Origin of the sequence: Domibacillus indicus (genome assembly GCF_023715895.1) — a bacterium.
Classification (GTDB): domain Bacteria; phylum Bacillota; class Bacilli; order Bacillales; family Domibacillaceae; genus Domibacillus; species Domibacillus indicus_A.
The window spans coordinates 1-13915 of sequence record NZ_JAMBOO010000029.1 but is presented as its reverse complement, the minus strand read 5'-3'; the positions used below and the strand labels follow the sequence as shown (position 1 = coordinate 13915).

Sequence of the window (13915 nt, the reverse complement as noted above, 5' to 3'; positions counted from 1 at the left end):
GTGTGGATTTTAAGAAGAGCAGACCTTTCCTTACTCGCGGAAGGGAAGCGTTAAGGTCTTTTAATGATTATGTTAAAATAAAAGGGATGAAAACATGTATTTTTCCCTTTTCATCCTTTAGAAACAGTACCATGACTTGGCGGGAAGGCGATGAATCATGATTAATCTTATTCCTCTTATGATTGAACGGGTGGGGATTATTCTCATTTCCGTTTTTCTTTTTTCCCAAATGAAACATTTCCGCAAATTGATTCATAACAACCAAGGCACCCGGGAAAAACTGCTCCTCGTTGCGATATTCGGCTTTTTGGGTGTAATCAGTAATTATACAGGAATCCAAATCCAGTCAAATGCGATTACTGAAAACAGCTGGCTCATCGCCCTGGAGCCGGACAGTGCCATTGCAAACACAAGAATACTCGGCATCGCCATTGGCTCCCTTCTAGGCGGCCCTGTTGTCGGGCTTGGAATCGGCTTCATCGCGGGTATCCATCGCTTTTTTCTTGGCGGGTTTACAGCTGCTGCTTGTGCGCTTTCTGCTGTCTTAGCAGGAGGTGCAGCGGGCTGGCTTGGTATGCGGTATAAGCAGAAAGCCCCTATTAATACCCCTTTTGCTATCGTGGTCGGCATTTTAATGGAAATCATCCAAATGGGGATGATTCTTCTGATGGTTAAACCGTTTGATCCGGCCTGGGAATTGGTGAAAGTCATTGGTCTTCCGATGATTACGATCAATGGGCTTGGGATGCTTCTTTTTATGCTGCTGATCCAAAACATTTTACGCGAGCAGGAACGCACAAAAGCCCTGCAGACGAGCAAGGCGTTCTACATTGCAGATCAAACGCTGCCGTTTTTTCGACAAGGACTGAATGCCGAATCCTGCCGGGCTGTAGCGGAGACCATGCTTTCGCTCACAGAAGCGGATGCCATTGCGATCACGAATACGAAAAGCGTTTTAGCCCACACTGGAACAGGAGAAGACCATCATAAACCGACAGCAGGGTTTTCAACAGGGCTGACGAAAAAAGTCTTGCAGGAAGGCAGGGTACTTACGGCGAAAAGCCGGGAAGAAATCATTTGTACAAATCCAGCTTGTCCGCTTCGGGCTGCCGTTGTCCTTCCGTTGAAAGTGTACGGCCAAACGGTTGGCACATTAAAGCTTTACTTTACCAATCCGAGTGATTTAACAGAGGTAGAACGGGAGCTGGCTGAAGGGCTGGCCAATTTATTTTCTACACAGCTGGAGCTGGCGCAGGCGGAACAGCAAAGCAGGCTTTTAAAAAATGCAGAAGTAAAAGCGCTGCAGGCTCAGGTTCATCCACACTTTTTGTTTAATGCCATTAATACCATTTCGGTTTTATGCCGCACCAATCCGGAAAGGGCTAGAAAGCTGCTGCTGGAGCTAAGCCAGTTTTTCAGAAGCAATCTGCAGGGAGCACGGCAGATGGTCATTCCACTTGAGAAAGAAATTGAACATGTGAGAGCGTACCTGTCGCTTGAGCAAGCACGGTTTCCTGACCGGTATGAGGTCTTTTTTGATATTGAACCAGGTCTTGAGAAAAGCCTGGTGCCGCCGTTTATTCTTCAGCCGCTTGTTGAAAACAGCATCCGGCATGCTTTCTCTGGTTCCAAAACAAAAGGAGAAGTAAGAATCGAGGCTTTTTCGGACCCAACGCATATACACATTCAAGTAACGGATAACGGAAAAGGGATTCCAGAGGAGAAGCTCGACAGGCTGGGAAAAGAAACCGTTTCGTCCAAGCACGGTACGGGAACCGCACTGGTGAATATTCGCAGCCGCTTAGAAGGAATGTATACACAAGCTTCATTTACGATTACGAGCGAAGAAAACAGGGGAACAGCGATATTGATCCGCCTGCCGTTAGAAAGAAAAGGAGGTCCAGCTTATTATGATGAAAGCGTTTATAGTGGATGACGAGCCCTTGGCAAGAGATGAGTTGAAATATCTCTTGCTCAGGACCCGCGAAGTAGAAGTGACAGGGGAAGCGAGCAATATAGCCGACTCGCTTCCGCAAATTAAACAAACAAAACCAGATCTTGTTTTTTTGGATATTGAGCTTTCTGAAGAAAGCGGCTTAGAGCTGGCGGCTGAAATTCGCCACCTTGAACATAAGCCGGCGATTGTTTTTGCAACTGCTTACGATGAGTTTGCCCTGCAGGCCTTTGAACTGAATGCTATTGATTATGTGCTGAAGCCATTTGACGAAAATCGAATCAACCAAACGATCGACAAAATTAAAACAATCCGCATGATCGGCGGGCAGCGCTCAGACATTCTTGCAGAAATGCCAAAGCCTTCTGCCGAGCTGCAAACCGGAAAACTGGCGGTGGCAGCCGATGAACGCATTGTGCTGATTGACAGAGAAGCGATTCTTTATACAGCTTCTTCAGAAGGAAAAACCCTGATTAAGACGATGTCTTCTGAATACAAAACACAGGAATCCCTAACCGCGATTGAGAAAAAGCTCAGCTCCTCTGCTTTTGTCCGAGTACACCGAAGCTTTTTAGTGAATATCAATCACATTGACCAAATCGAGCCATGGTTTAATTCAACTTATAATTTAATCATGAAAGACGGATCAAAAGTGCCGGTCAGCCGTACATATGTAAAAGAGCTAAAGCAGTTAATTGGGTTTTAATGCTTTCTTGCAACTCAGCCGGTTATTTTTGCATTTCACGGTGCAAATGCTGCTTATTGAGTTGAAAACGCTAACAATTCATTTTCATTTGGTATAGTGAAAGGGCAAAAACATATAGGGGAGGCCCTTGAAATGAATGCGATTACAATGGTAATAGGTTCAATTTGTATTTTAATGATTGCATACCGCTTGTATGGAACATTTATGGCTGTAAAAGTGTTAAAACTCGATGATTCGAAAAAAACGCCTGCCCATGAGCTTGAGGATGGCAAAGATTATGTGCCGACGAATCGGTGGGTCACGTTTGGGCATCACTTTGCAGCCATCGCTGCAGCAGGCCCGCTTGTCGGTCCTATTCTGGCTGCTCAGTTTGGTTATCTGCCAGGTCTTCTTTGGCTTTTGATTGGAGCGGTTATTGGCGGCGCTGTTCACGATGCGGTTGTTTTATTTGCATCTATGCGTCAAAAAGGCGAGTCGCTTGCTGAAATTGCAAAGAAAGAATTGGGTCCGGTAGCCGGCTTTTGTACAGGTCTTGCCATGTTATTTATTATTACGATTACGATGGCCGGCTTATCCATGGTCGTGCTTCATGCACTCGAGCACAATCCGTGGGGGACGTTTGCAGTCGGCATTACGATTCCGATTGCGATGGGTGTGGGTCTCTACCATAAAAAAACAGGCAATTTAAAAGGTGCCTCGATTGTGGGATTCCTCCTTATTATGGCTGCTGTTTTTTGTGGTCCATACATTCAAGGAACCATGTTAGGAGATTGGCTGACACTGGATGTGAAAACGCTCTCGCTTATTTTGCCTATCTATGCTTTTTTTGCTGCAGCACTGCCGGTCTGGCTGCTGTTAGCACCACGTGACTACTTGAGCAGCTTTATGAAAATCGGCGTTTTCGTCGCCTTGATTGCCGGTGTGTTTATTGTAAATCCGACCATTGAAATGCCGGCTCTTACACAGTTTATTGATGGAGGCGGACCTGTGTTAAGCGGTCCTGTCTGGCCGTTTATCTCTATTACAATTGCCTGCGGGGCCATTTCCGGGTTCCACGCTTTTGTCGGATCAGGTACAACACCGAAGATGCTGGACCGCTGGAGTGACATTAAACCAGTTGGCTTCGGCGCGATGCTGGTCGAGTGTGTTGTTGGGATTATGGCACTGGTGGCAGCGACTGCTTTGCACCCGGGTGACTATTTTGCGATTAACTCCACACCCGAAGTTTTTCGGACGCTTGGAATGGAAACGGTGAACTTAGCCCAGCTGAGCCAGGATATCGGCTTGGATCTAGAAGGCCGGACTGGCGGCGCTGTAACGCTTGCGGTCGGCATGACGTATATCTTCACCAATGTTCCATGGTTCCATAATCTGGCTTCTTTCTTCTTCCAGTTTGTTATTATGTTTGAAGCTTTGTTTATTTTAACTGCAATTGATTCAGGAACACGGGTAGCACGATATTTGATCCAGGATTTTGGCGGTGCTTTTTATAAACCGCTGAAGCGTGTGGACTGGATACCGGGTAGTATTTTTGCCAGTGCACTTGCCTGCCTGCTTTGGGGCTATCTGCTTTTTTCTGGAGATATCGGATCGGTTTGGGCACTGTTTGGCGTATCAAACCAATTAATGGCGTCTATCGGCTTAATTATCGGAGCAACCATCATTTTGAAAATAGCAGACAAGCGTCGCTATATGCTGACATGCTTAATTCCGCTTTCTTATCTATACGTTACTGTTAACTATGCTGGCTACTGGATGGTGAAAAACGTATATCTGAATGCAGATGCAGCAGGATACAGCGTTTTAAATGGCATGCTTTCGATTATCATGCTGATCCTGGGCGTTGTGATTATGGCAGCGGCCATAAAAAATTGGCTGCAAAACTGGAATAACCCAGCCGTAAAAATGCGCAGAGAAACAGCTTAAAGATAAAAAAGACCTAACGTTTCCGGTTAGGTCTTTTTTATATGCAGAATGTCTTACAAAGACTCTTTTTCGTGTAATGTGAGGACAGAAATGCTTTCCTGCCGTGAAAAGTACGATTATTCATAGGGCAGCAAGTACAAAGAAGGGTACGATAGTCAGTACGAATGTAAGTATGATCTGTTGGTCTCGAAATCGGCTGGATTTACAGGGTATTTTAAAGAATGTTAATTCATGGTTACGTTTCCATTTCGATTTGAACATTTTTGACCTAACATTACATCCCCTTTTCAATTTGGTTAAAAACGGCAAAAATACGTGTGTAGAAGAAAAAAAGATGGTATAACGTATCTTGTAAGACCTAGTAACCCTTACAAGGAGGAGAAGTATGAAAATCAAACAACCACTTTTAAAAGCAACAGCTCCAGCATTGGCCCTTGGCCTGGCTTTCGGTGCGCAGGCAGACGCTGAGGCAGCAAACGTTAAAACAGCCGTGCAGGCGTCCGTAGGGACAGAAGCAGCTGCAAAAGAAAAAAGCGGAGGTTCGATTTTACACCGTTTGAATCCTATTGAAAAAAGAGTATCTTCCATTGAAAGTGAACTTGCCATTGTCGTTTCTGGACTCGAAAGCACAGAAACGCTGACATCTGAAGAATACGATGGGTATTTGAGCCAGCTGAATTCACTGCTTAACCGGACGAACGCAGCGACCAACCAATTGAATGCAGTAGCGAAAAAATCCGGGGAAGATGCACCTGAAGTGATAGAAGTAGAAAACAAGATCGGTGATGTAGTGACGCAGGTCTTAGACACTCAGAATCTATTAGGCACGATCGAAATCGTTCCAGAGACGCCAGAAGTAGAAATTCCTGAAGAAGGAACAGTGGAAGAACCTGCAGCTCCTATAGAAGAAGGAACGGATGAAACAGAGGTTCCTGAGGAAGACACAACTGAAACTATAACTCCTGAAGAAGGAACAGTGGAAGAACCCGCAGCTCCAGTAGAAGAGGGAACGGATGAAACAGAGGCTCCTGAGGAAGACACAACTGAAACCACAACTCCTGAAGAAGAAACAGATGAAACAACAGCTCCAGTAGTTGAAGATCCGTATGAGGGAACTGCTCCGGCAGTGGAAACAGATGAAACGGCAGGAGACACTGTATCACCGTAAAAATAGTAGAATGTTTGGTAACATAAATAAATGAAAGCTTTTGCCACTCCACATACCTGGCAAACAACCGATAAAGGATGAGAAAACCCCTGGCTTCCAGGGGTTTTCTTTTTCTATAGTAAGTAGAAATAGTGTTTTATTCATCATCTAAAGCATTTAACCATTCATTAAGAAAAATCTAAATAGCGTTAAAACGAGCCGGACTTTTTAAAAAGAAGATTGCGAGAGTGAGAACAAATAGATTATGCTTAGGAAAATTATATGAACGATTTCCTTATGTGTTCAATGGGCGGTGCATCGATGGAACTGATAACGAAGGACTTACTCATTAATTTTCTATTTGTTTTACTTCCTCTGTTTTTAATGCAAATGTTTTATTTATTGAAGTACTCCTACCGCTTTGAAAGGTTTAAAGACACCTGGTTTGTCATCTTCCTGCTGATCTCCTTAGCAATGTGCATGTTTTTCCCTTTTTCATTCGGAAACGGGTTTACGTGGGATCTTCGCAGAGTTCCTCTTCTGCTGGGATTCTTATATGCGGGGCCAAAAAATGGTTTTCTTCTACTGGCGGCTCTTTTTTTAATCCGTTATTTTGTAGGGGGAAGCGGCTTTTATGTGACCCTTTGGTCGTATGCTGCGATGGCAGTATTAGCTGCTCTTGTCTCTAAATACTATATAAAGATGCCTTTAAAACAAAAGTTACTATCAAGCGTTTTATTGGTTTTTATTTCTTTGCTGCTCACTTACTTTGCTGCCATAAAGGTTTCGGATATTCATTTAACACCCAATATGTGGATTGTTTACTTTTTGCTCAACATTGTAAGTATGTGGATCGCTACAGCTATTTGGGAAGTCATTAAAACAAATCTTGATGTCCTGCAAAAATTAATAAAAGCAGAAAAGCTGGACATTGTCAGCAACCTTGCTGCGAGTATTTCCCATGAAGTAAGAAACCCGCTGACGGCGAGCAGAGGATTTATGCAGTTATCACATGAGAGCTCGATTTCTCCAGAAATAAAAGAGTATATCAGGCTGTCCATTCAAGAATTAGACAGAGCGACAGACATTATTAATGATTATTTAACTTTCGCTAAGCCTACACCTGAAAAAATGGAGAAAATCCTAGTACATCAAGAGATTTACCAGGTCGTGAATATTCTTACGCCTTTAGCAAACATGAACAGCGTCAATATTAAGTTGAGCTTTAAAGAAAATGAGTCCTTCTATGTGCTGGGTGAAAGAAAAAAATTAGAACAGGCTCTCATTAATATTATGAAAAATGGAATAGAAGCGATGGAAAGCGGCGGGGAAATGTCCATCCAAATAGAGTATGAGGTCCGTCGTCTCTTTATTAACATTTCCGATACGGGAAAAGGGATGACCCAAATGCAGATCGACCGTCTTGGCGAACCTTATTTTACAACAAAAGAAAAAGGAACGGGATTAGGGTTAATGGTTTCGTTTAGTATTATTCAAAGTATGGACGGGAGCATTACAGTAAGAAGTGAGATCGATAAAGGAACTTGTTTTTCTATTGTATTGCCGGCTATTTCTACAGAGATGTCTTAAACTGTCACGGTGAGCCTTTCTCCTTGTAAATAAAGCAGCTTTTCGGTTCAAAAGGTGCCAGCCGCTTGTTAATAGCTATAAGTGGTTGTTTACGATAGAACAACCATAAAAGTTTTAACTTTCAGGCTGGCAGGAGGAAAGACCATTGAACAAAAAATTAGCGCCGCATTCCCCTTCAAAATCTTCGATTTAGTGGGGGTTAGGCGCTAAGGTCTTTATTCTCCCTGTTCTTTTATATATTTTTTCATTACACCGGTTGCCGCTTCTTACTTCTCATCACTCATACTGATCCTCCTTTTCGTTTTACAATTGATTTCCATTTTGATACGATCAACTTATTATAAGGACTAAAAAATGGAAAAGAGGGTTTGGTTATGAAAGTTGCGAAGTCACTCCTGCACAAAATTACAAACCAGACCGAAATCTTCAATGATACTCTGGATATTTACAATGCCGCTTTGACCTATGTGATTGAGGTCATTGACAAAGAATTTGATGATATCAAGGGCCTGACAACAAAGTCAATTGTGCCAGCAGTAGAAAAACTGATTCACGCAACCAAATCAAACCCTCTTCCAAAATATAAAGAGTTTAACGAACGTTTTTACAAATTTCCTTCCTACTTCCGCAGAAGTGCCATTGCTTCTGCTTTTGGCAAAGTAAAGAGCTTTCGCTCTAACTACCAAAACTGGGAAAAAGAGCAGAAGTATGCTCTTTCCGAAGGAAAAAAATTCAAGAAACAGCCGCCCCGTCTGCAGGCGGAACATAAGGAATTCCCTGTTTTTTATCGAGAGAACATGTTCAACAGAACATCCGATACATCAGCACAAATTAAGGTATTTTACCAGAATGACTGGGTATGGGTGGATATCGAATTTAAAGGGCAGGACCATTATAAGCGCGGTGTTTGGGAATGGAAAGAGAACAATCCTAAGCTGATTAAGCGGGGAAAGAAATTCTTCCTTTCTATCAGCTATAAAAATAAAGTTACTTTAACAAAAACGGCTATTCAAGAGCAAAAAGTGTGTGCAGTAGACCTCGGACTGACGAACTCTGCGGTTTGCTCGGTTATCGATGCAAAAGGCACTGTCTTAGGCCGGACATTTATTAACCAGCCTAAAGAAAAAGACCGTCTGCAGACGTTAACCAACAAACTGCGGAAAGCCCAGCGGGCAAGCGGCCGCATTCATGCACCGAATTTTTGGCGGCAGATCAATGGGTACCAGCAGCATATTGTCCGCCACACAAGCCATGAAATTATAAAATTTGCGACAAAGCACGGGTGTGATGTCATTGTATTCGAATACCTGGGTAGAATGAAAACCCCAAAGGGGTTTTATGGAGCCAGGAAATTTCGTTTCAAGCTTCACGGGTGGGGGAAAATAGGCATCCAAAACAAGGTAGAAGAAATGGCGCACTGCCTCGGCATGCGCATATCCCGGGTCAATCCGCGAAACACCAGCGCCCTTGCACTTGATGGCTCTGGAAACGTGGAACGGAACCCGAAAAAAGACTTTGCCACGTTTTCAACTGGCAAAGTCTATCATGCGGATTTGTCCGCTTCTTATAATATTGGAGCCCGTTATTTCATTCGGGCTTTTCAAAAATCCATTTCGGAAACGAAATGGTTGTCACTTCAGGCAAAAGTCCCTGAGCTGGCAATAAGAACATCTCAGACCTTATCTTCGTTCATTAGTCTCCATCATGCACTCGGGCTTCCGGAGGAAGCTTAACCAGCTGATGTTGTACTGTATTCAAGATAAGGGATGCTCCATCAAAATCTTTGATTTAGGTGGAGAGGTTCACTAACTATTTTTGATAGCGGGTATAACACGTTTATCTATTCTTATAGTCCTTGTAATCAGGCTATAGCATGGTCAAAAAATCAACAAAAGCGCTGGTTTAATCACGATAAAGGAGTAGGGAAATGAAAATTTCTTTTAATATTGAAAGCTTATTTCAAGATCAGGATCCTTGTGAGGCAATGCGCATACTGCACGAAAAAGAGCTGAACATTGTTGAATTTTGGTCTCCTCATGACAAGGACCTCCAAAGAATCAAAGAAACAAAAGAGGAATTAGGGATAGATATTGCATGCATTGTTGTGAAGCCCGAAAGTTTTGTGGATCCTTCTAATCGGGAAAAAGCGCTGGAAGCACTAAAAGAAACAGCAAAAGCGGCTAATTATCTCGGTAGCAAACTGATGGTTCACATGGTTGGTTTTGAAGTGGACGGTTTAACACGCCAGGAGATGAGGAAAAGCTTAGTTGAAGGGTTAAAAGAAAGCATCCCTATTCTAGAAGAACACAATGTTACAACGGCCATTGAACCGCTTAATATAAAAGTAGATGCAGAGTTAAGTGGTTATTATTTGAATACATCAGAAGAAGCATTTGATATTGTAAAAGAGATAAATCATCCTTTGGTGAAAGTTTGTTACGATATCTATCATGTTCAAATTATGGAAGGACATGTGACTTCTCGAATGATTAATAACATTGATCACATCGCCCATATACAAGCAGCAGGTACTCCGGGAAGACATGAGCTGTTTATCGGCGAGTTAAATTACGATAATATTTTCGATGCAATTAAACAAACCGATTATTCTGGGTATGTAGGCATTGAATACTTCCCGATTCATAATCCAGTCGAAGATTTAGTCCAAATTCATCAAAAACATCACACAGGATAAAGGGGCACTGTTGGAACCCTATATCTGCTATCTATTTGAGAATAGATGTAGTCTGTTTTCTGTAATATAATAAAGAAAGAAAGGCCTTGTGCCTTTCTTTTTTTACAAGTTAAGCAGGCATCCGCACCTTTTTGTTATTTTTTGTAAATACATAACTTTTTGAACAGGTTTAATGTTGAATGATCTCGTGTAAGTGAGCAGCTATCCTGCAAAGTTGAGTCCTTCGAATCAGCTTTTTTACGATATAATTGAACCCACAAAAAGATAAGAGCAGTTTTATTGGCGACAAACTACAGCTTATTAGCGGAGTGTAATTTAAGAGTGAAAAGGATTGAAGCCTTTTTATAATTGGGTATATATCTATACATGCAGCAAATACATAAGGTCTTGGAGGAAAAAATGAAGAACGAGTTGCAACTTCTTGGGGAGAAAATTTTAGAAAAAAAATATCAAATTGCCGAACGGGTACATGAGAAAGCAATCAACAAAGCAGCAGCACAAAAACTCCCAATGACTGAAAAAGAAATCATCGACATCCGGGCGAATTTCGTCAAGTTATTCGGGGAAAGTCTTCTTCAGGAAGCTGATGCAGACACAGGGGGCCAGCTTTTTTTAAAATGGGGAAAAGAAACAGGCAAGCGCGTATGTGATTTAGGTATTCCGTTAGATCAAGCATTAAAAGGAACGAGTTATTATCGAACTTGTATTTGGGAAGTGCTGGGGGAGGAAATGCTGAATCACGATATGTCGCTGGCCACGTCGCTAAAGGTAGGTTCTATTTTAGACCCGCTTTTAGATCAAGCCGTTTATGCATTCAGCTCTGCCTACGTTCAGTGCCACGAAGAAACCCTTGAAAATTCAAAACGCGCTTTTCTAGAATTATCCGTACCCGTTGTACCACTCGCAAAAGGAGTGGCTGTATTGCCGCTTATTGGAAATATCGATACAGAAAGAGCGCGTCTTTTAATGGAAGAAGTGCTGCAGAAAGCTTCTGAAAAGCGGTTGTCCCATCTTCTTTTTGATTTATCGGGTGTATTAGTCGTTGATACCATGGTCGCAGATCAAATTTTTAAAATCGAAAAAGCGCTGGGACTGCTTGGTGTAGAAACCATTTTAATTGGCATCAGGCCGGAAGTAGCCCAAACGATGACAAATCTAGGCATTGATACAGGCCAATTAAAAATCAAATCCAATTTAGAACAGGCATTAAAAGACTTAAATGAGTCTTTTGGTCTTTTATAAAGAAGCTGCAGAGCAGCTTCTTTTTTATGTCCATGCAGCTTCTTTACATGTATTTTCTCAGTAGCTCCTTTTATGTATATGTCAATGAAAAAAATGGCAACCTATAGGGGAATGGTCAAGCAAAATAAGTGAACCTCAGCCAGCCGGCTGGCCGTATAACTGAAATCATAAATGGAGGTTTTTAAGTGGAGCAAAATAAGAGGCTGAATGGGAAGCTGCCGGGGGATACGCAGTCATTTTGGAGAGATTCCGTTGATTTGCCGGCGTTTCCTCGTTTAGAAGAGGATCTCTCTGTAGATGTTGTAATTGTAGGCGGGGGAATCACCGGCCTTACTTCTGCTTATCTTTTAGTGAACGAAGGATTAAAAGTGGTCGTTTTAGAAGCAGGGAAATTGTTAAATGGTACAACTGGGCATACGACCGCGAAAGTTACTGCTCAGCATGGATTGATTTACGACGAATTTATGCACAATTTCGGAACAAACAAAGCCAAATTATATTATGAGGCCAACGCAGAAGCGCTTCGCTTTATTCAAGAAACCGTAGAGAAACATCAAATTGATTGCGATTTCCGTATACAAGATGCGTACCTGTACACGTCTGCAGACCAGTATACACGAAAACTTGAAAAAGAAGCAGAAGCTTATCAGCGTCTTGGTATTAACGGCGGCCTGGTTGATCGTATTCCTTTTGAAATGGATGTAAAAAAAGCACTTGTCATGAAAGACCAGGCTCAATTTCATCCATTGAAATATCTCGCTCATCTCGTCGAGGATATTACGAACAAGGGCGGTTTGATTTTTGAAGATACGACATGCGTGAATATTGAGACAGGAGAGTATCCAACTGTTCTCACCCGCAGAGGATCTCGTGTTCAAGGAAGATTTGTTCTTGCCTGCACTCATTTTCCTTTTTACGAAGGGACCGGGCTTTACTCAACCAGAATGCATGCAGACCGCTCTTACGTTCTTGCGGCTAAAACAAAAAAGCCTTATCCAGGCGGAATGTACTGCAATGTTGAAGAGCCCGCCCGTTCCCTGCGCTCTGTGACAATCAATGGAGAAGAAATGGTACTGGTTATAGGAGAAAACCATAAAACAGGCCAAGGAAAAGACACCATTGACTATTACAACGCGCTTGAAGAATTTGGAGAGAATGTTTTAGGAATCGAGGATGTTCTTTATCGCTGGTCAGCCCAGGATTTAGTGACGCTCGACAAAATCCCTTATATCGGCCAAATCACTTCGGAAGTATCAAATGTCTTAATTGCGACCGGCTTCAGAAAATGGGGAATGACCAATAGTACGGCAGCTGCGCTTTTATTTCGGGATATCGTTCGGAAAAAATCAAATCCTTATGAGGATTTATATTCGCCGTCACGTTTTTATGCCCATCCAAGCTTAAAAAACTTCCTGCTGGATAATGCAGATGTGGTCGGTCATTTGATCAAGGGAAAACTAGAAAAACCGACGAAAAGTGTAGAGGATTTGGCTAATGATGAAGGAGCAGCGATTACAATTAATGGACACCGTAAAGGGGCATATCGGGATACCGAAGGAAATCTGCATATTGTCGATACAACCTGTACGCATATCGGTTGTGAAGTTGCGTGGAACAGCGGCGATCGTACGTGGGATTGTCCGTGCCACGGTTCTCGGTTTTCCTATACAGGAGAAGTAGTGGAAGGGCCGGCCGAAAAGCCATTACAGCGGCACGATCACCGCATGCTGGACAATCTCACCTCAGAAGACTCGGGATATTGAGCTAATATGAATTATTGATCAAAAAAATTAAACAGCTTCTATAATAAATGAAGAAGTCCTTAATTGTAGGGTGAGCATAAGGGCTTCTTGTTTCATTTTCAATGTTATGTTCAAAATGTTTTCGCCGTCATTGTTAAGAAGAGAACAAATCCAGCAGAAAGTGTGTTTGAAACATAGACAGTATAATTGGAAAAGCGACGGGTTTATCGGCCTTTTTTAATCACCTCATTACCCGGCAAAAATGCAAGCCTTATGAAGAAGGAAGATCCTTTTAAGCAGTAGTATCTTACGCAGGCTGCTCCTTATTCAAACATACAGCTATTGTCGTTGTATTCCTTGTCAGAAATAAAAACCTGAAAAGGGAATAAAAAACACGAAAAAATTTGTTGATAAAGAAAAATAAGCATGCTATATTATTAAACGTCGCTTCTGCGGCAACCTAAACTAATAACATGTATTCATTTGGTTTAATTATTTCAATATAATTTACTAACGGAAAAATGTTATGGACTTTATGCGCTAGATGCATTAAGGTGATTGTCTGCCGTTCTAACGGTATAGTAAAGTTAAAGAAGTTTGAGTCACAATAATGATTTATTAAAATAATTTTTTGATAAAAAGTTGTTGACTTAAAAGTTGATGCATGATATGATTATTTAGCTGTCGATAACGACAATGAAGAAAATTGATCTTTGAAAACTGAACAAAATAAACGTCAACGTTTTAAATTTTTATCTTCCATTAAAAACACCCCGTGTTTTAATGGAAACAAATGAGCAAGTCAAACTTTTTTGGAGAGTTTGATCCTGGCTCAGGACGAACGCTGGCGGCGTGCCTAATACATGCAAGTCGAGCGGACAGAAGGGAGCTTGCTCCCGGAAGTCAGCGGCGG

The 13915-nt window shown here is 42.1% G+C and carries 9 protein-coding genes and 1 rRNA gene; all 10 read left to right on the top strand.

Annotated features, from left to right (window positions below):
• Positions 1 to 157: 157 nt before the first annotated feature.
• A complete protein-coding gene (locus M3221_RS22335) occupies positions 158 to 1936 on the top strand; it encodes a sensor histidine kinase (RefSeq protein WP_251273893.1) in 1779 nt (592 codons plus the stop codon).
• Positions 1911 to 2660 (top strand): LytR/AlgR family response regulator transcription factor, encoded by a 750-nt coding sequence (locus tag M3221_RS22330; RefSeq protein WP_251273891.1) that lies wholly within the window; start codon positions 1911 to 1913, stop codon positions 2658 to 2660. The genes M3221_RS22335 and M3221_RS22330 overlap by 26 nt, the downstream gene beginning before the upstream one ends.
• A gap of 132 nt (positions 2661 to 2792) precedes the next feature.
• Entirely contained in the window at positions 2793 to 4586 is a 1794-nt protein-coding gene (cstA, locus tag M3221_RS22325) for a carbon starvation protein CstA (RefSeq protein WP_251273889.1), read from the top strand.
• A 385-nt stretch (positions 4587 to 4971) separates the two neighbouring features.
• A complete protein-coding gene (locus tag M3221_RS22320) occupies positions 4972 to 5754 on the top strand; it encodes a hypothetical protein (protein WP_251273887.1) in 783 nt (260 codons plus the stop codon).
• Positions 5755 to 6054: 300 nt separating this feature from the next.
• Positions 6055 to 7323: an ATP-binding protein gene (locus M3221_RS22315; RefSeq protein ID WP_251273885.1), complete on the top strand. Its 1269-nt coding sequence runs from the start codon at positions 6055 to 6057 to the stop codon at positions 7321 to 7323.
• 374 nt (positions 7324 to 7697) lie between these two features.
• Complete coding sequence (locus tag M3221_RS22310; protein WP_251273884.1) at positions 7698 to 9056, top strand: RNA-guided endonuclease TnpB family protein; 1359 nt, start codon at positions 7698 to 7700, stop codon at positions 9054 to 9056.
• A 194-nt stretch (positions 9057 to 9250) separates the two neighbouring features.
• Positions 9251 to 10018 carry a TIM barrel protein gene (locus M3221_RS22305; RefSeq protein WP_251273882.1) on the top strand — a complete coding sequence of 256 codons (768 nt, stop codon included), beginning with the start codon at positions 9251 to 9253 and terminating at the stop codon, positions 10016 to 10018.
• A 399-nt stretch (positions 10019 to 10417) separates the two neighbouring features.
• Complete coding sequence (locus tag M3221_RS22300; RefSeq protein WP_251273880.1) at positions 10418 to 11260, top strand: STAS domain-containing protein; 843 nt, start codon at positions 10418 to 10420, stop codon at positions 11258 to 11260.
• A gap of 185 nt (positions 11261 to 11445) precedes the next feature.
• Positions 11446 to 13023 (top strand): FAD-dependent oxidoreductase, encoded by a 1578-nt coding sequence (locus tag M3221_RS22295; protein WP_251273878.1) that lies wholly within the window; start codon positions 11446 to 11448, stop codon positions 13021 to 13023.
• A gap of 788 nt (positions 13024 to 13811) precedes the next feature.
• A 16S ribosomal RNA gene (locus tag M3221_RS22290) occupies positions 13812 to 13915 on the top strand; the annotation flags it as partial.

What these genes read in the sequence shown, in the direction of transcription:
- M3221_RS22315 (WP_251273885.1), top strand. Translation starts at nt 6,055, where the DNA reads ATGGAACTGATAACGAAGGACTTACTCATTAATTTTCTATTTGTTTTA.
- M3221_RS22300 (WP_251273880.1), top strand. Translation starts at nt 10,418, where the DNA reads ATGAAGAACGAGTTGCAACTTCTTGGGGAGAAAATTTTAGAAAAAAAA.
- M3221_RS22335 (WP_251273893.1), top strand. Translation starts at nt 158, where the DNA reads ATGATTAATCTTATTCCTCTTATGATTGAACGGGTGGGGATTATTCTC.
- M3221_RS22310 (WP_251273884.1), top strand. Translation starts at nt 7,698, where the DNA reads ATGAAAGTTGCGAAGTCACTCCTGCACAAAATTACAAACCAGACCGAA.
- M3221_RS22330 (WP_251273891.1), top strand. Translation starts at nt 1,911, where the DNA reads ATGATGAAAGCGTTTATAGTGGATGACGAGCCCTTGGCAAGAGATGAG.
- cstA (WP_251273889.1), top strand. Translation starts at nt 2,793, where the DNA reads ATGAATGCGATTACAATGGTAATAGGTTCAATTTGTATTTTAATGATT.
- M3221_RS22305 (WP_251273882.1), top strand. Translation starts at nt 9,251, where the DNA reads ATGAAAATTTCTTTTAATATTGAAAGCTTATTTCAAGATCAGGATCCT.
- M3221_RS22320 (WP_251273887.1), top strand. Translation starts at nt 4,972, where the DNA reads ATGAAAATCAAACAACCACTTTTAAAAGCAACAGCTCCAGCATTGGCC.